Source organism: Mesorhizobium helmanticense (genome assembly GCF_003034915.1).
Lineage (GTDB): Bacteria > Pseudomonadota > Alphaproteobacteria > Rhizobiales > Rhizobiaceae > Mesorhizobium > Mesorhizobium helmanticense.
This window is the reverse complement of the sequence record NZ_PZJX01000024.1, coordinates 33,009-54,295: the sequence shown is the minus strand read 5'-3', so window position 1 is coordinate 54,295 and position 21,287 is coordinate 33,009. Positions and strand designations below refer to the sequence as shown.

The window sequence follows — 21,287 nt, the reverse complement described above, 5'->3', positions numbered from 1 at the left end:
TGATGGAAACTTGCATAGGTCTGCCGATGCGAAAGCCCCACCCTCTGAAAAATCCGGCATCCCGCTTCGGAATCTCCTTGACGCCCTCACGCGGAATGGAATAAATATTTCACCAACTGGGCATTTTGGTTCTTTCGTTCCGGAACATCTGTTTCAAACAGAGGGCTTGGCGTTCCAGCCAACGCGAAAGACGCCATCCGGAGCAGAGACGAAAGCGGGAGAGATTCCCCGGGAGAGCGGGGATTCCGGGTAGATCGGTGCAGCCGGACACCAATTCTGTGGAGGAGAGATAAAATGAAAAAATTGCTTTTGGGCGTCGCCATCGCGGCGCTGATGAGTTCGTCCGCCCTCGCCGCCAAGGTCGGCGTGTCGATGGCCAAGTTCGACGACAATTTTCTCACCGTGCTGCGCAACGGCATGATCGAGCAGGCCAAGGCCATGGACGGCGTGGAATTGCAGGTCGAGGACGCGCAGAACGACGTCGCCAAGCAGCTCGACCAGATCAAGAATTTTGTCGCCTCGGGCGTCGACGCAATCATCGTCAATCCGGTCGACACTTCGGCCACCCAGGCGATGTCGGATGCGGCGGCCGCAGCCAAGGTTCCGCTCGTCTATGTCAACCGCGAGCCGGTCAATGTCGATACACTGCCGGACAGCCAGGCTTTCGTCGCCTCGAACGAAGCCGATTCCGGTACGCTCGAGACCAAGGAAGTCTGCCGCCTGTTCACGGAAGCCGGCAAGAAGGAAGCCAATGTCTATGTGATCATGGGCGAGCTTTCGAACCAGGCCGCGGTGATGCGCACCAAGGACATTGACGACGTGATCGCCACGCCCGAATGCAGCTTCATCAAGATCATCGACAAGCAGACATCGAACTGGAACCGCGACGAAGCCCAGAACCTGATGACCAACTGGCTGTCGACCGGCAAGCCGTTCGACGGTGTGATCGCCAATAATGACGAGAGCGCCATCGGCGCCATCCAGGCGATGAAAGCCGGCAATATCGACATGAAATCGGTTGTCGTCGGCGGCGTCGATGCCACCCAGGACGCGCTTGCGGCGATGCAGGCCGGCGACCTGGATGTAACGGTGTTCCAGGACGCGGCCGGCCAGGGCGCGGGCGCCCTGGATGCCGCGCTGAAGCTCTCCAAGGGCGAGAAGGTCGAAAAGAAGGTCTACGTTCCCTTCCAGCTGGTTACGCCGGCCAACATCGACAAGTTCCTGAAGAAGAACTGAGGCAAGGCTTCGATACGGGGCGGCGCGACCACCAGAAAAACAGCGCCGCTCCCATCTTCCTGCCGCCTCGGTGCGGGAAGATGAATGCGATTAGAGCGACAAAGCTCTGAACTTGAGACTACGCATCGTGCTTTGCGAAAATCGGTTCCGATTTTCGGGCCGAGGCGGCCGGAGGAAAACGACCTTGGCACAGACATCTCATGGCGTCGGCGGGCTCACCTATGATGCGAAGCAGCGCGCATGGCCGGCCGAATTCAACGTTTTCCTGGCGCTCATCATCCTCGTCGGCGCTTTCGAACTGATCGGCCGCGTCTTTCTTGGCGACAGCTTCCTGTTCAACACCCGCGACAATGTCGATGCGATCTTCAACGAAGCGCGGCTGCAGATCATCATCCTGCAAGTGTCGATCGTCGGCATCATCGCCATCGGCGTGACACAGGTGATCATCACCGGCGGCATCGACCTGTCCTCGGGTTCGATCGTCGGCGCCACGGCGATGATCGCCATGAGCTTCGCCCAGGTGGCGACGGTCAACGGCAACCCGAACCCCAAGGCGATGTTCCTGGCGCAGGGCTGGACCGACCTGCCGGTCATCGTGCCGCTGGTCGTCGCGATCGGCTGCGGCCTGCTGGCCGGCCTGGTCAACGGCTCGTTGATCGCCTACACGCGCATCCCGCCATTCATCGCCACGCTCGGCATGATGGTGACGGCGCGCGGGATTGCCAAATGGTGGTCCAAGGGGCAGCCGATCTCGTTTCCGACCGACAGTTTCGCGGCCATCGGCAAGGGCCTGATGCCGGTCATCATCTTCATCTCGCTGGCGATATTGTTCCAGCTGATCCTGAGCTACACCAAATACGGCAAGCACTGTTACGCCATCGGCTCCAACGAGGACGCCGCGCGCATGTCCGGCATCAACGTCAAGAACCACAAGATCCTGGTCTACGCCATCGCCGGCATCCTCGCCTCGCTCGCCGCCGTGGTGCTGTGCTCCAAGAACCTCACCGCCCAGGCCGGCATGGGGGTGATGTACGAACTCGATGCGATCGCCATGGCGGTGATCGGCGGCGTCTCGCTGTCGGGCGGCCGCGGCTCGATCATCGGCACGGTAATCGGCTCGCTGATCTTCGGCGTCATCATCTCCGGCTTCACCTTCCTGCGCCTCGACGCTTACTATCAGGAGATGGTCAAGGGCGTGATCATCGTCGGTGCAGTCGTTCTCGATCAATGGCGTCAACGCCGGCGGGCGATAGGAGCTTGACCATGTCGGACATTGTTCTGAAGACCGAAAACCTGACCAAGCACTATGGCGGCGTGCATGCGCTGGAAGGTGCTGAGTTCGAGCTGCGCAAGGGCGAGCATGTCGCGATCATGGGCGACAATGGCGCCGGCAAATCGACCTTCGTGCGCCAGATCACCGGCGTCGAACAGCGCACCGACGGCAAGATCTGGTTCGACGGCAAGGAAGTGAACTTCGCCGGCCCGATCGAGGCGCGCGAGGCCGGCATCGAGACCGTGTTCCAGAACCTGGCGCTGGCCGATGATCTCGACGTGCCGTCCAACCTGTTCCTCGGCCGCGAAAAAGTGCTGTTCAACCTCGGACCGTTCTCGATCCTCGACCGCAAATATATGCGCAAGGCGACCGAGGCGGCGCTGGTCCGCACCGCCGTCAAGATCCCCAACCTCAACAATACCATCCGCCACATGTCGGGCGGCCAGCGCCAGTGCGTGGCGATCGCCAGAACCGCGACCTTCGCGTCCAAGCTGATCATCATGGATGAGCCGACGGCAGCGCTCGGCGTGCAGGAGACGGCGCAGGTCGAAAACATCATCCGCACGCTGAAGGCAAACGGCGAGCCGCTGATCCTGATCAGCCACAACATGCGCCAGGTGTTCGATCTTTGCGATCGCATCGTCGTCTTCCGGCGCGGCCGCATCGTCGCCAATCTGCGCAAGCAGGACACTGACGGGAACGACATCGTCTCCTATATCACCGGCTCCAAGACCGGGGAGGCGGAACTTGCCGCCGCCTAGTCGGAAGCTGAGCGACGGATAACCGGCCGCTCGTGACCTGCTATAACCAGATCGTCCGCGCCCGACCAGCGCGGACACCGTTTTGAACCATCCTTAGGGGAAATACCAGATGACTCTTCGCTTCGCTCTCCTCGGCGCCGGCCGTATCGGCAAGGTCCACGCCCGCGCGGTTGGCTCCAATCCGCAAGCCAGCTTGGTTGCGGTGGCGGACGCCTTCGAGAAGGCGGCGACCGATCTGGCATCGGCCTATGGCGCCGAAGTGCGCAGCATCGAGGCCATCGAAAAAGCCGGAGACATCGACGCGGTCGTCATCTGCACGCCGACCGACACCCATGCCGATTTGATCGAGCGTTTCGCCAAGGCCGGCAAGGCGATCTTCTGCGAAAAGCCGATCCACCTCGATGCCAAGCGCGTCGAAAAATGCCTCGCCGTTGTCGACAAGGCCAAGGCCACCTTGATGGTTGGTTTCAACCGCCGCTTCGACCCGCATTTCGCCGCCGTGCGCAAGGCGATCGACGACGGCGCCATCGGAACGGTCGAGATGGTGACCATCACGTCCCGCGATCCCGGCCCGCCGCCGCTCGACTATATCAGCCGCTCGGGTGGTATCTTCCGCGACATGACCATCCATGACTTCGACATGGCGCGCTTCCTGCTCGGCGAGGAGCCGGTGGCGGTCAGCGCCCATGCCTCTGTCCTGGTCGACAAAAAGATCGGCGAAGCCGGCGATTTCGACAGCGTCAGCGTTATCCTCGAGACCGCCTCCGGCAAGCAGTGCATCATCTCCAACTCGCGCCGCGCCACCTATGGCTATGACCAGCGCATCGAGGTGCATGGCTCGAGGGGCATGGTCGCGGCCGAGAACCAGCGGCCGGTGTCGATCGAACTGGCCAACGACAAGGGCTATACACGCCCGCCGCTGCACGACTTCTTCATGACCCGCTATATCGACGCCTATGCCAATGAGATCGCCGCCTTCATCACGGCGGTGACATCGGGCAAGAAGGCCGCACCCAGCGGCAAGGATGGGCTTGTTGCCCTGGAGCTGGCGGACGCGGCGCTGAAGTCGGCGAAGTCCGGCAAGACCGTGCGCCTCGACAAGGCCAGCTGAATCAAGATCGGACAAGGAGCATAGCCATGAGCGATTCATCTGGTCGCAATCGCGAGACGCGCGCCATCGTCACCGGCGGCGCACAAGGCATCGGCTTTGCCGTAGCCACTGCATTGGCAGACGAGGGTTGCCGCGCGCTGGCGCTGATCGGCCGCTCGCAGGAGAAGGGCGACAAGGCTGTCGCTACCCTCAAGAAGTCGGGCGTCGATGCGATCTTCATCAGTGCCGATGTTTCCAAAGTGGCCGACTGCAAGCGCGCTGTCGACACGGCGATCGGCCATTTCGGCACCGTCAACGCGCTGGTCAACGCGGCGGCCACCTCGGCGCGCGGGTCGCTGGTCGAGACCAGCGAAGAGCTTTTCGACACGATCTTCGCGACCAATGTGCGTGGACCGTTTTTCCTGATGCAAAGCGTGGTGGCGCATCTGCTGGACAAGAAGGCGCCGGGCTCGATCGTCAATGTGCTGTCGATGTCGGCGCATTGCGGCCAGTCGTTCCTGACGCCCTATTCGACCAGCAAGGGCGCGCTGATGACGCTGACCAAGAATATCGCCAACGCCTATCGCGGCAATCGCATCCGCTGCAACGCCGTGCTGCCCGGCTGGATGGACACCGAGGGCGAAGCGATCGTGCAAAAGAAATGGCACGATGCGCCGGATAATTGGCTGGAGAAGGCCGAAGCCGCGCAGCCTATGGGCCAGTTGGTGAAGCCGGACCAGCTTGCCCGGCTGATCAGCTACATGGTCAGCCCGCAATCCGGCGTCATGACCGGGTCGCTGGTCGACTATGACCAGAACATCGCCGGATCGTCGCCGGAATAAGATCAGCCGAGAATATCAGCGCCGGCGTTTCCGGACCAAGCTCACCAAGACACCCGGGCTCTCAAGCCCCTCTCCGTCCCTGTTGCCGCCACATCGCCATTCCCATATAGTCAAGATAGTCAGAATGGTCATGGATGCTGAAATGCAGTCTGCGCCTAAAGAGGGTACCAACTGGACGGTCGCCGGGGCAAAAGCCCGGCTCTCGGAGGTTATCGAGCGCGCGCAGTCTTCGCCGCAGACGATCACCAGAAACGGCAAACCAAGCGTGGTTGTCGTCTCGGCCGAGGAATGGCAGCGGAAAACCGCACGCAAGGGTACGCTTGCTGAGTTCCTGATGGAGTCGCCGATGCGCGGCGCCGAACTCAACCTTGAGCGTCAGCGCGACGAGCCGCGTGATCTGCCGCTGTGAGGCTACTGCTCGATACGAATGTCCTGTCCGAGGTGACGAGGCCGGCGCCGGACGCACGCGTTCTGAACTGGCTGGATGGGCTTGATGAGGACCGCTCATTCATCAGCGTCGTGTCGATCGCCGAGATCCGGCGCGGGGTCGCCCTCATGGATGAGGGCCGGAAACGCGAGGCACTGGCCGAATGGCTCGCTCAGGATCTGCCGCAGCGCTTCGAGCAGAGGGTTCTTCCGGTAGACGAACCGGTTGCCTTGGCGTGGGGCGACCTGATGGGCCTTGCGAAGCGCCGCGGTCGCGGTCTGTCGTCGATGGACGGCCTGATTGCAGCCACGGCGATTGCGCGGGAGATCACCTTGGCAACGCGCAATACGAAGGATTTCGACGGCTTTGGACTTGAACTCTTCGATCCCTGGACTGCGTGAACCGCTCGGCGCTGCATGCCTTAGCGATTAGCCGAAACGCCCATCACTTCGTCATCCACGGGCGGAGCAAGGAGCGTAGCGACGCAGCGCACACCCGAGGATCCATGCCGCGACTTCTAAGCGTTGCCACGGTGCAGAATTCTGCTCCGCCGCGCCCTTCGGCCAATATCACGGCATGGATCCCAGGGTCTCCGCGACGGAGCTTCGCTCCTGCTTCGCCCTGGGATACGAACGACACATCACCCCCGTGACAAACACCCAAGCATCAACTATATGACCACTCATGATCAACCTGACCGCCACGTATTGGTACTTTAGGAGCTCGCTGGCGGCGGGAGGATTGCGCTCGATCTGAGGATTGCAGCATCAAAATCCGAACAGCCGCCAGACCTGGCGGCTTTTTTGTTTGAGCCGGCAGGTCTCCCAATCAGGAGCAGAAAGCCGTGTTGACCACCACAGATGATCTTCGGGTCAAGGAAATCCGAGAACTGAGTACGCCGGACCAGGTGATGCGGGAGATACCGCGCACGCTGACGGCGACGCGCACCGTTACCGCCTCACGCAACGCCATCCATTCCATCCTGACCGGCGCCGACGACCGGCTGGTGGTCATCGTCGGCCCCTGTTCGATCCACGACCCGGTCGCCGCCGTGGAATACGCCAGCCGTCTGGCCGCACTGCGCGAGAGCCTGGCGGACCGGCTGGAGATCGTGATGCGCGTCTATTTCGAGAAGCCGCGCACGACGGTCGGTTGGAAGGGCCTGATCAACGATCCCGACCTCGACGGCAGCTTCAACATCGACAAGGGGCTGCGCATGGCGCGCAACGTGCTCTCGGCGGTCAACAATCTCGGCCTGCCGGCGGCGACAGAATTCCTCGACATGGCCACTCCGCAATACATCGCCGACCTCGTCGCCTGGGGCGCGATCGGCGCGCGCACGACCGAGAGCCAGATCCATCGCGAGCTCGCCTCCGGGCTCTCCTGCCCGGTCGGTTTCAAGAACGGCACCGACGGCAATGTGCGGATCGCCGCCGAGGCGGTGAAATCCGCCGCCCAGCCGCATCATTTCATGGCGGTGACGAAGGGCGGGCGCAGCGCCATTGCGACAACCACCGGCAACGAAGACTGCCACGTCATCCTGCGCGGCGGTATCCAGCCCAACTATGACGCGGCGAGCATCGCGGCGGCGAGCGCGGAGCTCGGGCGGACCGGCGTCGCGCAGCGGCTGATGGTCGATGTCAGCCACGCCAACAGCTCGAAAAAGCCGGAGAACCAGCCGAAAGTGGCCGCCGACGTGGGCGGCCAGGTGGCGGTGGGCGACGAGCGCATCATCGGCGTCATGATCGAGAGCAATCTCGTCGCCGGCCGCCAGGATGTCGTGCCCGGCAAGCCGCTCGTCTACGGCCAGAGCATCACCGATGGCTGCATCGACTGGGCAACCACCGAGACAGTGCTGCATGGCCTTGCGGACGCCGTCGAGCAACGCCGGTCGGCGCGGCATACCATGGTCGCCAGCCGCCCGGGCGCTGCCTGACGCTTTCCCCTTCTCCCCTTGTGGGAGAAGGTGGATCGGCGCGCAGCGCCGAGACGGATGAGGGGTGCTGGAAGAAACGAGACGTTAAAAGATCGAGTGATTTTAAGTTCTCAAGACATCAAAGTCGCGATCCGGCCAACACCCCTCATCCGACCGAGCTTCGCTCGGCCACCTTCTCCCACAAGGGGAGAAGGGGAAGCCAACGCTGGCGCTACCTCACATCCACCCAGCGCTTTTCCTCGAACGAGCGCGCCATCGCATGCACGGTGCGCTCGATCTCCAGTCCATCGTCGAAGTCGATGATGCGTGCCGGCTTGCCGGCCAGCCTGGTCAGGAGTTCCCGGCATTCGATCATTTTGAGGTCGTTGAAGCCGAGACCGTGGCCGGGCGCCGGCAAGAAGGCGTCATAGGGCTTGTGGTGCGGCGCCACCAGGATGGTGCGGTAGCCCTGCTCGGTCGGGCGGTCCGATGTGAGATAGAGCTGGAATTCATTCATTCGCTCCTGGTCGTAGAGGATCGAGCCCTTCGAGCCGAAGATCTGGATGGCGATGCGGCCCTTGCGGCCCCAGGCCGAACGGTTGACCAAAAGCGTGCCGGCGACGCCGTTTTCAAGATGCATGAGCACGCTGGCGATGTCGTAGGTCTCGACCGCGCGACGTCCGCCGGAAGCGAGTTTGCGGTCGGCATAGGGCTTGGTCATGTCGCACATGACCCGAGCGACGCGGCCGAACAACACCGAAACCAGCGACAGCGGATGCACGGCGAAATCGTCGAGCGCGCCGTAGCCGGACGCTGCCTCATGCTTCCAGAAGAACAGCGCCTCCGGATCGGCCATGAAATCCTCGTCCATCTCGATGCGCAGAAGGTTAACCTCGCCGATGATCTTCTCGTCGAGCAGCGCGCCGATATGGCGGATGGCCGGGTTCTGGATGTAGTTGTAGCCGAGCGCTGCCACCTTGCCGGACTTTTTCGCTGCCGCCGCCATGGCTTGCGCTTCGGCGAAGCTAGGGGCCATCGGCTTTTCGCACCACAGATGCTTGCCGGCCTCGAGGACGGCGATGGCCATTTCCGGATGGAACTGGTTTGGCGTGGTCAACGAGACGATGTCGACCTCGGGGTCGTTGACGACGGCGCGCCAGTCGCCGGAACCCTTGGCGAAGCCGAATTCGGCCGCCTTGCGTTTGGCAAGCTCGTCATTGATCTCGCCGAGATGGACCAGCCTCGGCTTGGCCACGTCGGGAAAGACGGCGCCGACGGCGTTCCAGGCGATGGCATGGCACTTGCCCATGAAGCCCGTGCCGATGAGGCCCACTCCGACCATTTCCGTCATCTCCAAATGCAAGGAAAAGCTGATGTGGATGAATTAATCCATTTTCCTCGCAAATGGAACGTGTAGCTCATTTTTTATGGTCTTCTTGCACAAGCCCGCTATGATGAGGCAGGAGAGGGAATACCGACATGGCCTTAGGCGGAGCGACGATGGACGAACGGGTGCCCCGCGATTTCGAGACGCTGCGCGCGACAATCCTGGAGCGGCGGCAGAGCCTGCCCAAGCGTATCGCGCAGATCGCCGCTTATGCGCTCGATAACCCCGACGACATCGCCTTCGGCACCGCCGCCAGCATCGCTGCTTCGGCGGGTGTCCAGCCCTCGACGCTGATCCGCTTTGCCCAGCAGCTTGGCTTTGACGGCTTCACCAGCCTGCAGCAGGTGTTTCGCGAGCGCCTGCGCGAACGCAATTCCTCCTATGACGAAAGACTTGCGGCACTGCGCGCCAAGGCCGAGGAAGGCGCCGGCCATCGGGCGATCTTCGATGGTTTCGTCGCCGCCGCCAGCACCTCGCTCAGCGACATTTCGCGGACGCTGAACGAAGAGCATTTCGAAGAGGCGATCGCCCTTTTGGCAAAGGCCGAGACGATCTATGTGCTGGCCAAGCGCCGCTCCTATCCGGTCGCCTCCTACATCGCCTATGCGCTTGGCAAGCTCAAGATCCGCAACCAGCTGATCGAGTCGGCCGCTGGCCTGAACGCCGAGATGATCGGCTTTGCCACGCCCGCGGATGCCGTCATCGCCATCAGTTTTTCCCCCTATGCGCCGGCGACCATCGAGGAGACGCGCACCATCTCGGATCAGGGCGTGCCGATCGTGGCCATCACCGACAGCTCATTCTCGCCGCTCGCCCAATTCGCCAAGGTGTGGTTCGAGGTCGCCGAGGCCGATTTCGGCGGCTTCCGCTCGCTGTCGGCGACGATGGCGCTGGCCATGGCGCTGACCGTTGCCGTCGGCGAGAAGCGGCGCGAAAGCGGCCGCAAGAAGGCGTAGAGGACCACTTTTCAGCAAAGGAATGCTCGTTCCATATTGACTATGGATTGGAATTATTATTTCATATTGCCGGCGCCACGCTGCCGCTCGCGCGTGTTACCCAAAACAACGTGTTGCCAAAACAACAAGGCCGACGGGAGGTTCGAATGGGCGAAGCCGTGGACGCGAAACATGCGCCGCTCGACGTCATCACCATTGGCCGCGCCTCCGTCGATCTCTATGGCCAGCAGATCGGCTCGCGCCTGGAGGATATCACCTCCTTTGCCAAATCGGTCGGCGGCTGTCCGGCCAACATTTCGGTCGGCACCGCCAGGCTCGGCCTGCGCTCGGCGCTGCTCACCCGCGTCGGCGACGAGCAGATGGGCCGCTTCATCCGCGAGCAGCTGAAACGCGAAGGTGTATCCGTCTATGGCCTGAAGACCGATCCCGACCGGCTGACCGCGCTGGTGCTGTTGTCGGTCGAGGAAGAAGGCGTCTCGCCGATGATCTTCTATCGCACCGACTGCGCCGACATGGCGCTTTCGGAGGACGATATCGACGAGGCGTTCATCGCCTCGGCACGCGCCATTGTCGTCACCGGCACACACTTCTCCCGTCCCAACAGCGACGCCGCCCAGCGCAAGGCCATCCGCATCATGAAGGCCAGGGGCGGCAAGGTGGTGTTCGACATCGACTATCGCCCTAACCTGTGGGGGCTCGCCGGCCATGCCGAAGGGTTCGAGCGCTATGTCAAATCAGACCGTGTCTCGGCCCAACTGAAGACGGTGCTGCCCCACTGCGACCTCATCGTCGGCACCGAAGAGGAGATCATGATCGCTTCGGGGGCCGACGATTGCCTGAGCGCGCTGAAGACCATCCGCTCGCTGTCCTCGGCGACTATCGTGCTGAAGCGCGGCGCCATGGGCTGCATCGTCTATGACGGGCCGATCAGCGACGATCTCGAGGACGGCGTCGTCGGCAAGGGTTTCCCGATCGAGGTCTACAATGTGCTCGGCGCCGGCGATGCCTTCATGTCAGGCTTCCTGCGCGGCTGGCTCGGTGGCGAAAGCCTTGCCACGGCGGCGACCTGGGCCAATGCCTGCGGCGCCTTTGCCGTGTCGCGGCTGCTCTGCGCGCCGGAATATCCGACCTTCGAGGAATTGCAGTTCTTCCTCAAGAACGGCAGCAAGCATCTGGCGCTGCGCAAGGACGAGGCGATCAACCACATCCACTGGGCGACCACGCGCCGGCGCGACATTCCCGCGCTGATGGCGCTGGCCTGCGACCACCGTATCCAGCTCGAGGACGTTGCCGCCAAAGCCGGCGCCGATGCCTCGCGCATCCCCGCCTTCAAGGTGCTGACGGTCAAGGCGGCGGCAAAGGTTGCCGCCGGCCGCGCCGGCTACGGCATGCTGCTCGACGAGAAATATGGCCGCGACGCCATGTTCGAGTTCGCCCGCCATTCATTTGCCTGGCTTGGCCGGCCGGTCGAACTGCCGGGATCGCGGCCGCTGCGCTTCGAATTCTCGCAGGACATCGGTTCACAACTGGTCGAGTGGCCGGTCGACCACTGCATCAAATGCCTGTGCTTCTATCATCCCGACGATCCCGCCGCGCTGAAGGACGAGCAGCAGCAGAAGCTGAAAGGCCTGTTCGAGGCCGCGCGGAAAGTGGGTAGAGAACTTCTCATCGAGATCATCGCCGGCAAGCATGGCAAGCTCGACGACACGACGATCCCGCGCGCGCTGGAGGAACTCTATGGGCTCGGCATCAAGCCCGACTGGTGGAAGCTCGAACCGCAGGCCTCGGCAAACGCCTGGGCCAGGATCGAAGCGGTGATCCTGAAGCACGACCCATGGTGCCGCGGCGTCGTGCTGCTCGGGCTGGAGGCGCCGCAGGACGAGCTGGAAGCGGCCTTTGCCGCCACCGCCAAGGCGCCCATTGTCAGGGGCTTTGCCGTCGGCCGCACCATTTTCATCAATGCCGCCGAACAGTGGCTTGCCGGCAAGATGTCGGACGACGAGGCGGTGGCCGACATGGCGTCGCGCTTCGAGAAACTGACCGACGCATGGCTTGCCGCGCGTGGCCGCAAAGCAGCATAAGAAGGCGCGGCATAAGGACTGCGGAGGAAAACACATGACCAAGACAATCCGCCCGAAGATGGCCCGCCTGACGATGGCGCAGGCGCTGACCCGTTTCCTGTCCCGCCAGATGACCGAGATCGACGGCAAGAGGATACCGATCTTCGGCGGTGTCTGGGCGATCTTCGGCCATGGCAATGTCGCCGGCATCGGCGAGGCGCTTTACCAGGTGCGCGACGAACTGCCGACTTTCCGCGCCCACAACGAACAGGCGATGGCGCATGCCGCGATCGCCTATGCCAAGGCCAATTTCCGCCGCCGCTTCATGGCGGCGACCAGTTCGATCGGCCCCGGTGCGCTCAACATGGTGACGGCGGCGGCGCTTGCGCATGTAAACAGGTTGCCCGTCCTGTTTCTGCCCGGCGACGTCTTCGCCAACCGCTTGCCCGATCCGGTGCTGCAGCAGGCCGAGGATTTTTCCGACGGCACGGCGACGGTCAATGACTGCTTCAGGCCGGTGTCGCGCTATTTCGACCGCATCACCAGGCCGGAGCAGATTATGCCTGCGCTCAATCGCGCCATGCAGGTGCTGACCGATCCGGCCGAATGCGGACCGGTGACGTTGTCGCTTTGCCAGGACGTGCAGGCCGAAGCCTATGATTATCCCGAAAGCTTCTTTGCCGAGCGGGTCTGGCATCAGCGCCGGCCGCGCCCGGACCGTGGCGAATTGGCCGCTGCGGTGGCGGCGCTGAAGGGCGCGAAAAAGCCATTGGTGATCGCCGGCGGCGGCGTGCTCTATTCGCAGGCTTCCGCAGAACTGGCCAAGCTCGTGCAGGGCGCCGGCATTCCGGTCTGCGAGACGCAAGGCGGCAAATCCTCGCTGCCGGACGATCATCCGCTCAACATGGCGGCGGTTGGCGTCACCGGCACCTCGGCAGCCAACCGGCTGGCGGAGGAGGCCGACGTGGTGCTTGCCGTCGGCACCAGACTGCAGGATTTCACCACCGGCTCCTGGGCGCTGTTCAAGAATTCCGGCAAGATCATCATCGGCCTCAACGCCCAGGTCTTCGACGCCGGCAAGCACTGGGCGCTGCCGCTGGTCGCCGACGCGGCCGAAGGGCTCGCCGAACTCGGCGCGGCATTGAAAGGCTGGAAGGCGCCGGCCGCATGGACCGACAATGCAGTCAAGGGCAAGACGGTGTGGCAGGCCGAGGCCGGCAAGGTGACGGCCTCGACCAATGCCGCCTATCCCTCGGACGCGCAGGTGATCGGCGCCGTGCAGCGTGCCATGGGTTCCGGCGTGATCTTGCTGAATGCGTCGGGCGGGCTGCCGGGCGAACTGCACAAGCTCTGGCAGGCGGGAGCGCCCGGTTCGTACCACGGCGAATACGGCTTCTCGACCATGGGCTACGAGATCGCCGGCGGGCTCGGCGCCAAGATGGCGAAGCCCGACCAGGAGGTCGTCGTCATGATCGGCGATGGCTCCTATCTGATGATGAATTCCGAAATCGCCACATCGGTGATGCTCGGTCTCAAGCTCACCATCGTGCTGCTCGATAACAGGGGCTATGGCTGCATCAACCGGCTGCAGATGGCGACCGGCGGCGCCAACTTCAACAATCTCTTGAAGGACGCCCGCCACGAAGCGATGCCCGACATCGACTTCGCCGCGCATGCGGCAAGTCTTGGCGCCATCGCCGAGAAAGTGCCGTCGATCGCCGGGCTGGAAACGGCGCTGGCAAAGGCGAAGGACAATAGCAGGACGACGGTGCTGGTCATCGACACCGACCCGCTGGTGTCGACCGATGCCGGCGGTCATTGGTGGGATGTCGCCGTGCCGGAAGTCTCGGTGCGGCCGCAGGTCAACGCCGCGCGCAAGAAATACGAGGAAGCCTTGGGCGACCGGCAAGGTTGAGCTCAGGTCCGTCCTGCAACGACTAGACATTGGAGTGCCGACTTGAAAGCCAAACTGGGCATGTCCCCCATCGCGTGGTGGAACGACGACCTTGCGGAATTGAGCGACGACGTGTCGTTGGAGGAATGTCTACGCCAATCGCGCTCGGCGGGCTTCACCGGCATGGAGATGGGCCGCCGCTTCCCCAACGATCCCAAGGTCATGCTGCCTATCCTGAGAGAGGCCGACGTGACGCTTTGCGGCGGCTGGTTCTCCGGCACGCTGGTTGACGAAGACATGGCGGGAAACAAGGATCGCATCCAGCCGATGATCGATCTGTTCAAGGCGGTGAACGCGCCTTGCATCGTCTATGGCGAGGTCGGCCGCTCGATCCAGGGCGACCGTTCGAAGCCGCTGGCCACCAAGCCAAAACTTTCCGGCGACGAGATGAAGGCCTATGCCCGGCGCCTGACCGAATTCGGCGAGTGGTGCGCCGAGCAAGGCATGCCGCTCTCCTACCACCATCATATGGCGGCGGTGGTCGAGACCGAGCCGGAACTCGATGCTTTCATGCGCCATTCCGGCGAAGGCATTCCGCTGCTGCTCGATGCCGGCCATCTGGCCTTTGCCGGCGGCGATGTGCTGCGCGCCATCGACAATCACCACCGGCGCATCAATCATGTCCATGTCAAGGATGTGCGAATGGGTGTGATCGACAGGCTCGACCGTACCAGGCAATCCTTCCTCGATGCGGTCGCGCTGGGCGCCTTCACCGTGCCGGGCGACGGCTCGCTCGATTTCGGCGCCATCGTGCAAAGGCTGGCGGATCATGGCTACGAAGGCTGGTTCGTGGTCGAGGCCGAGCAGGACCCGAAGAAGAATCCGCCGCTCAAGATGGCCGAAGTCGGCTACAAGGAATTGATGCGGGTGATGACCGCCGCGGGCTACACGGTCGAAACACAGGGCTTCCCCAATGCCTGATTGCGGTGGTTTCCGGTGAAGCAGGCTTGCTATAGGTTGGTCCGATGAAGGATTCAGAACACCCATTCTTCCGGCCGCTCTGGCGGCGTGTCGCCATCGTCGCGGTCTGCCTGGTGTGGGCGGTGATCGAATTCGCCTCCGGCACGCCGTTCTGGGGCATGATTGCGCTCGGCTTCGCCGGCTACGCCGTCTGGCAGTTCTTCTATCTTTACAAGCCGGCGGACGAGAGCAGGCCATCGGCTGGCGCCGAGCCTGAGGCATCGGCTGAAGCCGAACCGAAGGAATGACCCGATGTCGAAACTGCTGGTAAAGGCCAACAAGGGCCATGGCCGCGTCGCCCATGTCACGCCCAGAAGCGCCGGCTGGACCTATGTCGGCTTCGACCTGCACCGGCTGAAGCCCGGCGAGACGGCGTCCGGGCAAACCGTCGACCGCGAGGTCTGCCTGGTGTTCGTCACCGGCAAGGGCAAGGTGATGGCCGGCGGCAAGGATCTCGGCCTGCTCGGCCAGCGCATGTCGCCCTTCGAAGGCAAGCCGTGGTCGGTCTATGTGCCGGAGGGTTCGGACTGGTCGGTGAGCGCCGACACCGATCTTGAACTGGCCGTCTGCTCGGCGCCCGGACTTGGCGGTGGCCTGCCTGTCCGTGTCATCGCGCCGGACGATCTCGGCCAGGAGGTGCGCGGCAAGGGCACCAACACGCGCTACGTCACCAACATCCTGCCGGAAGGCAAGCCGGCCGACTCGCTGCTGGTGGTCGAAGTCATTACCCCGGGCGGCCATACGTCGAGCTATCCGCCGCACAAGCACGACCGGGACAATCTGCCTGATGAATCCTATCTCGAGGAGACCTACTACCATCGGCTCAACCCGCCGCAGGGCTTTGCCTTCCAGCGCGTCTATACCGATGCCGACGGGAACGGCGCCCGTGCGCTGGACGAGGCGATGGCGATCGAGGACGGCGATGTGGTGCTTGTGCCCGAGGGCTACCACCCATGTGCCGCCTGCCACGGTTATGACCTCTATTATCTCAACGTCATGGCCGGGCCGAAGCGGACGTGGAAATTCCACAACGCGCCGGAGCACGAATGGCTGATGAAGGCCTGATCGATCGTTCCCACGGCTGCATTGATTGGTCCAGAACGAAAAAAACGTCGGCTAATGATCCGACCCGGCGGGTTTGCCATCGAAAATGCCGCAAAGCTTCGTCAATTCGTCATGCAAATCGCCTATGGCAGCGGTGCTGACGAGGATTTTCGATGCGCTACGCGATCTATTTCACCCCGAGGCAGGACGAGCCATTGGCGCGGATCGCCGCCAACTGGCTCGGCCGTGACCCGTTCGGCGCCGCGACCCGGCCGGTCGAGGCGGTGGGTGATTTGTCGGCGGCGGAAGTCGCCTTTCACACCGCTTCGGCACGTCGCTACGGTTTTCACGCGACGCTGAAGGCGCCTTTCCGGCTGGCTGCGAGCGAGACGGAAGCCTCGTTGCGCGCCGCACTCGACAGCTTTGCCGAAGCGACGCCCGTGGTGATGATCCCGCGCCTTGTCGTCAGCCAGATCGACGGCTTCTTTGCGCTGGTGCCGGAAGCGCCGCTGCCGGCGCTCAATCGCTTCGCCGGCGATGTCGTGCTCGCCTTCGATCGCTTTCGCGCGCCGCTGACCGAGGCCGAAATCGAACGGCGCAGCCCCGATTCGCTGAAGCCGGACGAGTTCCGCAATCTGTGCCAGTGGGGCTACCCCTACGTCTTCGAGACTTTTCGCTTCCACATGACGCTGTCCGGCCGCGCCGGGCCACAGGAAAGCCTTCGTCTTCGTGCAGCAATCGAGCGTCTGTTTGCCGAGATCCTGCTGCGGCCGGTGCCGGTGGACGCGTTGACGCTGTTTGTCGAAACCGAACCCGGCGCCCCGTTCATGGTGCTATCCCATCATGCGCTCGGGCGTCGCCCGGCAAGAAAAACTGCTTGAGATAGGACTGCCTGAAATGACCGCCGAGACCGTTCTTGCCAACGCCCGCATCGTGCTTGCCGACGAGATCGTCGAAGGCTCGCTAGTGCTGCGCGACGGCCTGATCGCCGCCATCGATCCGGGCGCCGCCCGTTCGGGCGAGGACATGGGTGGCGACTACATCATCCCAGGGCTGGTCGAACTGCACACCGACCATCTGGAAGGCCATTACGCGCCGCGGCCGAAAGTGCGCTGGAACCCGATCGCCGCCGTGCTCGCCCACGACGCGCAGGTGGCGACCGCCGGCATCACCACGGTGCTCGACGCCCTGCGCGTCGGCATGGACGAGGATGCCGACCTGAACGCAGACGACATCCGCAAGCTGGCCGACGCGATCGAGGACAGCGTCACGCAGGACCGGCTCAGAGCCGACCATTTCATCCATCTGCGCTGCGAGGTTTCGGCGCCGGACTGCCTCAGGGCTTTCGCCAATTTCGATCGCGACGAAAGGGTGAGGCTGGCATCGCTGATGGACCATGCGCCGGGCCAGCGCCAGTTCGTCGATCTCGACACCTATGCCTATTATTACCAGCGCAAGCTGAAGCTGACGGATAGCGACTTCCAGAAATTCTGCGAAAAGCGGATGGCGGAATCGGCGATGAATTCAGGCCCGAACCGCGTCTTCATCGCCGCCGCCTGCCATGAGCGCGGCATCGTGCTGGCCAGCCATGACGACGCCACGACAGGCCATGTCGACGAGGCGGTCGAGCAAGGCGTGCGCGTCGCCGAATTCCCGACCACCGAGGAAGCGGCAAGGGCCTCCAAGCAGGCCGGGCTTGGCGTGCTGATGGGTGCGCCGAACGTCATGCGCGGCGCCTCGCATTCGGGCAATGTCTCGGCCCGCACGCTGGCCGGCGACGGGCTGCTCGACATATTGTCGTCCGATTACATTCCCTTCAGCCTGATCCAGTCGGCCTTCTTCCTCGGCGATGTGGTCGAAGGTATTTCGCTGCCGCAAGCGGTGGCGATGGTGTCGAAGAACCCGGCCGAGGCGGTCGGCCTCAGCGATCGCGGCGTCATCGAACAGGGCCGGCGCGCCGATCTGGTGCGCGTGCGCGTCGATGACCATGTGCCTGTCGTGCGCACCGTCTGGCGGCAGGGTCGGCGCGTCGCATGATGGTGTCGGCGTTGATCGAGCGCGAATTGTCGACTGAGGCGTTTCCGATCCGCGAAGGCGTCTTCGTCGCTGTCGTCGGGCCGAGCGGCGCCGGCAAGGACACGGTGATCGGCTATGCCCGCGTCCTGTTTGCCGAGGAAAGCCGGCTGGAGTTCGTGCGCCGCGTCATCACCCGGCCGAGCGACGCCGCGAGCGAGGAGCACGACACGCTGGCCGACGCGGCCTTTATTGAGGCCGAAGCCGACGGCGCCTTCGCCATTTCCTGGGAAGCGCATGGCCTGCACTATGGTATCCCGGCGGAAGTCGACAGTTCGGTCGCCAACGGGCGCGTTGCTGTGGCGAACGTGTCCCGCGCGATCATCCCGAAGCTGCGCGAACGCTACGCCAATCTGGCGGTCGTCGAGATCACCGCGTCGCCGGAAATCCTGGCCGAGCGGCTGGCCATGCGCGGACGCGAGTCGCGCGGCGAAGTGCTGGCGCGGCTTTCGCGCAGCGCCAATGTCGCGCTGTCCGGGCCTGGTGTCACCTCGATCGACAATGGCGGTCCACGCGAAGCGGCAGGCGAGCGTTTCGCCGAGGTGCTGCGAAAGGCGATGGCCTTTTCAGACATGTCAGGGCTTATTTAGGGATGCCTCTTTCCCTTCTCCCACAAGGGGAGAAGGAAGAGGCGGTGCCGCTACTCCGCCGGCGCCCCGGCGGCGCCCTTGCGGGTGGCGTCGAGCATCAGGCGGCGCTCGCGGAACACACCCCATTGCTGGTCGACCAGCACGCCGATCAGGATCACCCCGCCCATCACCGCGAAGTTGAGCGAGGAGGGGATGCCGAGCAGATTGACGAGGTTCTGCAACTCCTGCAGCAGCACCGTGCCAAGGAGAACGCCGATCAGCGAGCCTTCGCCGCCGCGCAGCGAAAAGCCGCCGAGCACGGCGGCGGCAATGGCGTAGAGTTCATAGAACTGGCCATGGCTGGCCGGCGAGATCGAGCGCGTGTACATGGCGAAATAGATCGCCGACAGGGCCGTCAGCACGCCGCAGATGACATAGGCCGCGATGACGACGCGGCCGGTGCGGATGCCGGAATATTTCGCCGCCTCCTCGTTCTTGCCGATGGCATAGAGATAGCGCCCGAACACCGAGCGATGCAGCACCACCCACATGACGATGGAGATGACGATGAGCGCGATGAAGGAGTTCGGCACGCCGTAGCTGCGACCGGCGGTCAGGAATTCCAGATCGGGGAAATTCTGGCCGAAGGCAAAACCCGCCGTGCCGTCGCCGGTGTAGAAGCGCGCCACGCCGCGATAGATCAAGAGGCCGCACAGCGTAACGACGAAAGGCTGCAACTTCAGCCGGGTGATCAGCCAGCCATGCGCCAGGCCGATGATGGCGCCGAGCACGATGATGAGCACGAAGGCCAGCGGCCACTCCATCTCGCGCACGGCGATCAAGTCGATGAACAGCGTGCCGAGCAGCGCGACCACCGATCCCACCGACAATTCGATGCCGCCGGTGATGATGACGAAGGCCTGGCCGATCGACAGTATGCCGAACAGGCCGATCAGGTTCGACGTGTTGGCAAGGTTGATCGGCAAGAGGAAGCGCGGGTTGATGATCGCAACCACCGCTCCCACCACCAGGATCAGGATCAACAGACCGAGATCTTTTTTGCTCATCGTTATCCCTCCCCTATGCAGGTTCCGCAAAAGTGTTCCGCAGTTTTGCGGAACCTGCGGCAAACCAAAAACCTATCTCGGCTTCTTGCCCACGGCCAGCAGCAGCACGTTCTCCTGGCTGAAGTCGTCCTTGTCGAGAATGCCCGAGATCTGGCCCTCATGCATGACGGCGATACGGTCCGAGACCCCGATCACCTCCTCCATGTCGCTGGAGATCATCAGCACGGCGACGCCGGCGTCGGCCAGCGCTCGCATCAGCCCGTAGATCTCGGCCTTGGCGCCGATGTCGATGCCGCGCGTCGGCTCGTCGAGGATCATGACCTTGGGGTTCATCGCCAGCCATTTGGCGAGCACGACCTTTTGCTGGTTGCCGCCCGACAGCGTGCCGGTGCGTGTCGCGACCGAGGGCGCCTTGATGCCGAGATTGTTCTTCTGCTTCTCGGCGGTGGCGACCTCGGCGCTGGCCGAGACCAGCTGATGTCTTGCATGCGCCGGCAGATTGGGGAGCGAAATGTTCTGGGCGATCGACAGGTCGAGCAGGACGCCGGTCAGCTTGCGATCCTCGGGGACGAGGAAGATGCCATGGGCCACCGCGTCGGCGGCCGATTTCAGCGCCAGTTCCTGTCCGTCCAGCTTGACGCTGCCGCCAAAGCGCTCGTCGATGCCGAACAGAACGCGCGCCAGCTCGGTCCGGCCGGAGCCGACCAGGCCGGCCAGGCCGAGGATTTCGCCATGCCTGACGTCTAGATCGACCGGCCGGTCGGGATAGGCGCCGGTGCGTACCGCCTTGGCCGACAGTGCGACGGAGCCGGGCGCGCGCGCCGCTTCCGAGGCCTTCTCGCGCTCCTTCAGCATGCGCCCGATCATCAGCTTGACCATCTGGTCGTGATTGATGGCGCTCTTCGGCAAGGTACCGGCCAGCATGCCGTCCCTCAGCACCACGACGCGGTCGGCGACCCGCTCGACCTCGTGCAGGCGGTGCGAGATGAAGATGACGCTGATGCCCTCGATCTTCAGCGCCTTTATGACGTCGAGCAGCTTGTCGGTCTCGGCAAGCGGCAGGCTGGAGGTCGGCTCGTCGAGGATGACCAGCCGCGCCTTGATCGACAGCGCCTTGGCGATCTCGACCATCTGTTGTTGGGCAAGCGACAGGGCCGATACCGGCGTGTCGGCCGAGAAATTGGCGCCAACGCGTTTGAGCAAGGGCGCCACCTGGATGCGCAATCTGGCGCGATCCACCAGCTTGAGCGGACCGCCGCGCAACGGCTCGCGACCGAAGAAAATATTGGCGGCGACGTCGAGGTTTTCGAACAGATTGAGTTCCTGGTGGACGAAGGCGATACCCGAACCCAGGCTGCCTTCGACGGTCAGACCGTCATGCGCGACGCCGTCGACCGTGATGGTGCCGCTGTCCGGCCTGGTCACGCCACCGAGTATCTTCATCAGCGTCGATTTGCCGGCGCCGTTTTCGCCGACCAGGCCGATGATCTCGCCTGGCCTGACTTCCATCGAGAACCCGTCCAGCGCGACCACGCCCGGATAGGTCTTGCGCACGCCCTCCAGGCTCAGGAACGGAGCGGTCGTCGATGCAACGATGGATGTGTCGGAATAATTCATCACGCCTGACAGCAGCCGGTAGCCCCCAAAACGAGACCTAGAGCGGTTCATCGTTT

20 protein-coding genes are annotated in these 21,287 nt (G+C 63.4%); 17 read left to right on the top strand and 3 right to left on the bottom strand.

Annotated elements, in window-relative coordinates; translation table 11 throughout:
* Window positions 1-294: 294 nt before the first annotated feature.
* The 8 genes from C9427_RS09980 (at window position 295) to C9427_RS09940 (ending at window position 7,565) form a co-directional block, all read left to right on the top strand.
* Complete coding sequence (locus C9427_RS09980) at window positions 295-1,236, top strand: sugar ABC transporter substrate-binding protein (RefSeq protein WP_097573919.1); 942 nt, start codon at window positions 295-297, stop codon at window positions 1,234-1,236.
* 184 nt (window positions 1,237-1,420) lie between these two features.
* Window positions 1,421-2,497, top strand: coding sequence for an ABC transporter permease (locus C9427_RS09975; RefSeq protein WP_107649013.1), 1,077 nt, complete (start codon window positions 1,421-1,423; stop codon window positions 2,495-2,497).
* Window positions 2,498-2,499: 2 nt separating this feature from the next.
* Window positions 2,500-3,270, top strand: coding sequence for an ATP-binding cassette domain-containing protein (locus tag C9427_RS09970; RefSeq protein ID WP_107649012.1), 771 nt, complete (start codon window positions 2,500-2,502; stop codon window positions 3,268-3,270).
* Window positions 3,271-3,379: 109 nt separating this feature from the next.
* Window positions 3,380-4,381: an inositol 2-dehydrogenase gene (iolG, locus tag C9427_RS09965; RefSeq protein ID WP_107649011.1), complete on the top strand. Its 1,002-nt coding sequence runs from the start codon at window positions 3,380-3,382 to the stop codon at window positions 4,379-4,381.
* A gap of 26 nt (window positions 4,382-4,407) precedes the next feature.
* A complete protein-coding gene (locus tag C9427_RS09960) occupies window positions 4,408-5,202 on the top strand; it encodes an SDR family oxidoreductase (RefSeq protein ID WP_107649010.1) in 795 nt (264 codons plus the stop codon).
* A gap of 124 nt (window positions 5,203-5,326) precedes the next feature.
* A complete protein-coding gene (locus tag C9427_RS09955; RefSeq protein ID WP_425351639.1) occupies window positions 5,327-5,611 on the top strand; it encodes a type II toxin-antitoxin system Phd/YefM family antitoxin in 285 nt (94 codons plus the stop codon).
* Entirely contained in the window at window positions 5,608-6,030 is a 423-nt protein-coding gene (locus C9427_RS09950) for a type II toxin-antitoxin system VapC family toxin (protein WP_107649009.1), read from the top strand. The genes C9427_RS09955 and C9427_RS09950 overlap by 4 nt, the downstream gene beginning before the upstream one ends.
* Window positions 6,031-6,473: 443 nt before the next feature.
* Entirely contained in the window at window positions 6,474-7,565 is a 1,092-nt protein-coding gene (locus tag C9427_RS09940; protein WP_107649007.1) for a 3-deoxy-7-phosphoheptulonate synthase, read from the top strand.
* A 211-nt stretch (window positions 7,566-7,776) separates the two neighbouring features.
* Here C9427_RS09940 and C9427_RS09935 read toward each other — a convergent pair whose 3' ends face one another.
* Window positions 7,777-8,886: a Gfo/Idh/MocA family protein gene (locus C9427_RS09935; protein ID WP_107649240.1), complete on the bottom strand. Its 1,110-nt coding sequence runs from the start codon at window positions 8,884-8,886 to the stop codon at window positions 7,777-7,779.
* Between the two features lie 158 nt (window positions 8,887-9,044).
* Between C9427_RS09935 and C9427_RS09930 the strand changes: the two genes are divergently transcribed.
* The 9 genes from C9427_RS09930 (at window position 9,045) to phnN (ending at window position 18,568) form a co-directional block, all read left to right on the top strand.
* Window positions 9,045-9,887 (top strand): MurR/RpiR family transcriptional regulator, encoded by an 843-nt coding sequence (locus C9427_RS09930; protein WP_167434303.1) that lies wholly within the window; start codon window positions 9,045-9,047, stop codon window positions 9,885-9,887.
* Between the two features lie 146 nt (window positions 9,888-10,033).
* Complete coding sequence (locus C9427_RS09925; protein WP_107649005.1) at window positions 10,034-11,968, top strand: bifunctional 5-dehydro-2-deoxygluconokinase/5-dehydro-2-deoxyphosphogluconate aldolase; 1,935 nt, start codon at window positions 10,034-10,036, stop codon at window positions 11,966-11,968.
* A 34-nt stretch (window positions 11,969-12,002) separates the two neighbouring features.
* On the top strand, window positions 12,003-13,862 hold the full coding sequence (gene iolD, locus C9427_RS09920) for a 3D-(3,5/4)-trihydroxycyclohexane-1,2-dione acylhydrolase (decyclizing) (protein WP_107649004.1): 1,860 nt from the start codon (window positions 12,003-12,005) through the stop codon (window positions 13,860-13,862).
* 42 nt (window positions 13,863-13,904) lie between these two features.
* Window positions 13,905-14,822, top strand: coding sequence for a myo-inosose-2 dehydratase (iolE, locus tag C9427_RS09915; protein ID WP_107649003.1), 918 nt, complete (start codon window positions 13,905-13,907; stop codon window positions 14,820-14,822).
* 44 nt (window positions 14,823-14,866) lie between these two features.
* A complete protein-coding gene (locus C9427_RS09910) occupies window positions 14,867-15,109 on the top strand; it encodes a DUF3329 domain-containing protein (protein ID WP_107649002.1) in 243 nt (80 codons plus the stop codon).
* A 4-nt stretch (window positions 15,110-15,113) separates the two neighbouring features.
* On the top strand, window positions 15,114-15,926 hold the full coding sequence (gene iolB, locus C9427_RS09905) for a 5-deoxy-glucuronate isomerase (RefSeq protein ID WP_107649001.1): 813 nt from the start codon (window positions 15,114-15,116) through the stop codon (window positions 15,924-15,926).
* 152 nt (window positions 15,927-16,078) lie between these two features.
* Complete coding sequence (locus tag C9427_RS09900) at window positions 16,079-16,786, top strand: DUF1045 domain-containing protein (RefSeq protein ID WP_107649000.1); 708 nt, start codon at window positions 16,079-16,081, stop codon at window positions 16,784-16,786.
* A 16-nt stretch (window positions 16,787-16,802) separates the two neighbouring features.
* Complete coding sequence (locus C9427_RS09895; RefSeq protein WP_107649239.1) at window positions 16,803-17,942, top strand: alpha-D-ribose 1-methylphosphonate 5-triphosphate diphosphatase; 1,140 nt, start codon at window positions 16,803-16,805, stop codon at window positions 17,940-17,942.
* Window positions 17,939-18,568, top strand: coding sequence for a phosphonate metabolism protein/1,5-bisphosphokinase (PRPP-forming) PhnN (gene phnN, locus C9427_RS09890; RefSeq protein ID WP_167434302.1), 630 nt, complete (start codon window positions 17,939-17,941; stop codon window positions 18,566-18,568). The genes C9427_RS09895 and phnN overlap by 4 nt, the downstream gene beginning before the upstream one ends.
* Before the next feature lie 50 nt (window positions 18,569-18,618).
* Here phnN and C9427_RS09885 read toward each other — a convergent pair whose 3' ends face one another.
* Together C9427_RS09885 and C9427_RS09880 are read right to left on the bottom strand one after the other, a co-directional pair.
* The gene (locus C9427_RS09885) at window positions 18,619-19,614 is read right to left on the bottom strand and encodes an ABC transporter permease (RefSeq protein ID WP_107648999.1); all 996 of its coding nucleotides are present in this window, start codon (window positions 19,612-19,614) and stop codon (window positions 18,619-18,621) included.
* Between the two features lie 72 nt (window positions 19,615-19,686).
* Complete coding sequence (locus C9427_RS09880; RefSeq protein ID WP_107648998.1) at window positions 19,687-21,231, bottom strand: sugar ABC transporter ATP-binding protein; 1,545 nt, start codon at window positions 21,229-21,231, stop codon at window positions 19,687-19,689.
* Between the last annotated feature and the right edge of the window lie 56 nt (window positions 21,232-21,287).

Coding starts and splice junctions, on each gene's coding strand:
- C9427_RS09980 (WP_097573919.1), top strand. CDS start 295: ATGAAAAAATTGCTTTTGGGCGTCGCCATCGCGGCGCTGATGAGTTCG.
- C9427_RS09970 (WP_107649012.1), top strand. CDS start 2,500: ATGTCGGACATTGTTCTGAAGACCGAAAACCTGACCAAGCACTATGGC.
- iolG (WP_107649011.1), top strand. CDS start 3,380: ATGACTCTTCGCTTCGCTCTCCTCGGCGCCGGCCGTATCGGCAAGGTC.
- C9427_RS09960 (WP_107649010.1), top strand. CDS start 4,408: ATGAGCGATTCATCTGGTCGCAATCGCGAGACGCGCGCCATCGTCACC.
- C9427_RS09955 (WP_425351639.1), top strand. CDS start 5,327: ATGGTCATGGATGCTGAAATGCAGTCTGCGCCTAAAGAGGGTACCAAC.
- C9427_RS09935 (WP_107649240.1), bottom strand. CDS start 8,886: ATGGTCGGAGTGGGCCTCATCGGCACGGGCTTCATGGGCAAGTGCCAT.
- C9427_RS09930 (WP_167434303.1), top strand. CDS start 9,045: ATGGACGAACGGGTGCCCCGCGATTTCGAGACGCTGCGCGCGACAATC.
- C9427_RS09925 (WP_107649005.1), top strand. CDS start 10,034: ATGGGCGAAGCCGTGGACGCGAAACATGCGCCGCTCGACGTCATCACC.
- iolD (WP_107649004.1), top strand. CDS start 12,003: ATGACCAAGACAATCCGCCCGAAGATGGCCCGCCTGACGATGGCGCAG.
- C9427_RS09910 (WP_107649002.1), top strand. CDS start 14,867: ATGAAGGATTCAGAACACCCATTCTTCCGGCCGCTCTGGCGGCGTGTC.
- iolB (WP_107649001.1), top strand. CDS start 15,114: ATGTCGAAACTGCTGGTAAAGGCCAACAAGGGCCATGGCCGCGTCGCC.
- C9427_RS09900 (WP_107649000.1), top strand. CDS start 16,079: ATGCGCTACGCGATCTATTTCACCCCGAGGCAGGACGAGCCATTGGCG.
- C9427_RS09895 (WP_107649239.1), top strand. CDS start 16,803: ATGACCGCCGAGACCGTTCTTGCCAACGCCCGCATCGTGCTTGCCGAC.
- phnN (WP_167434302.1), top strand. CDS start 17,939: ATGATGGTGTCGGCGTTGATCGAGCGCGAATTGTCGACTGAGGCGTTT.
- C9427_RS09885 (WP_107648999.1), bottom strand. CDS start 19,614: ATGAGCAAAAAAGATCTCGGTCTGTTGATCCTGATCCTGGTGGTGGGA.
- C9427_RS09880 (WP_107648998.1), bottom strand. CDS start 21,231: ATGAATTATTCCGACACATCCATCGTTGCATCGACGACCGCTCCGTTC.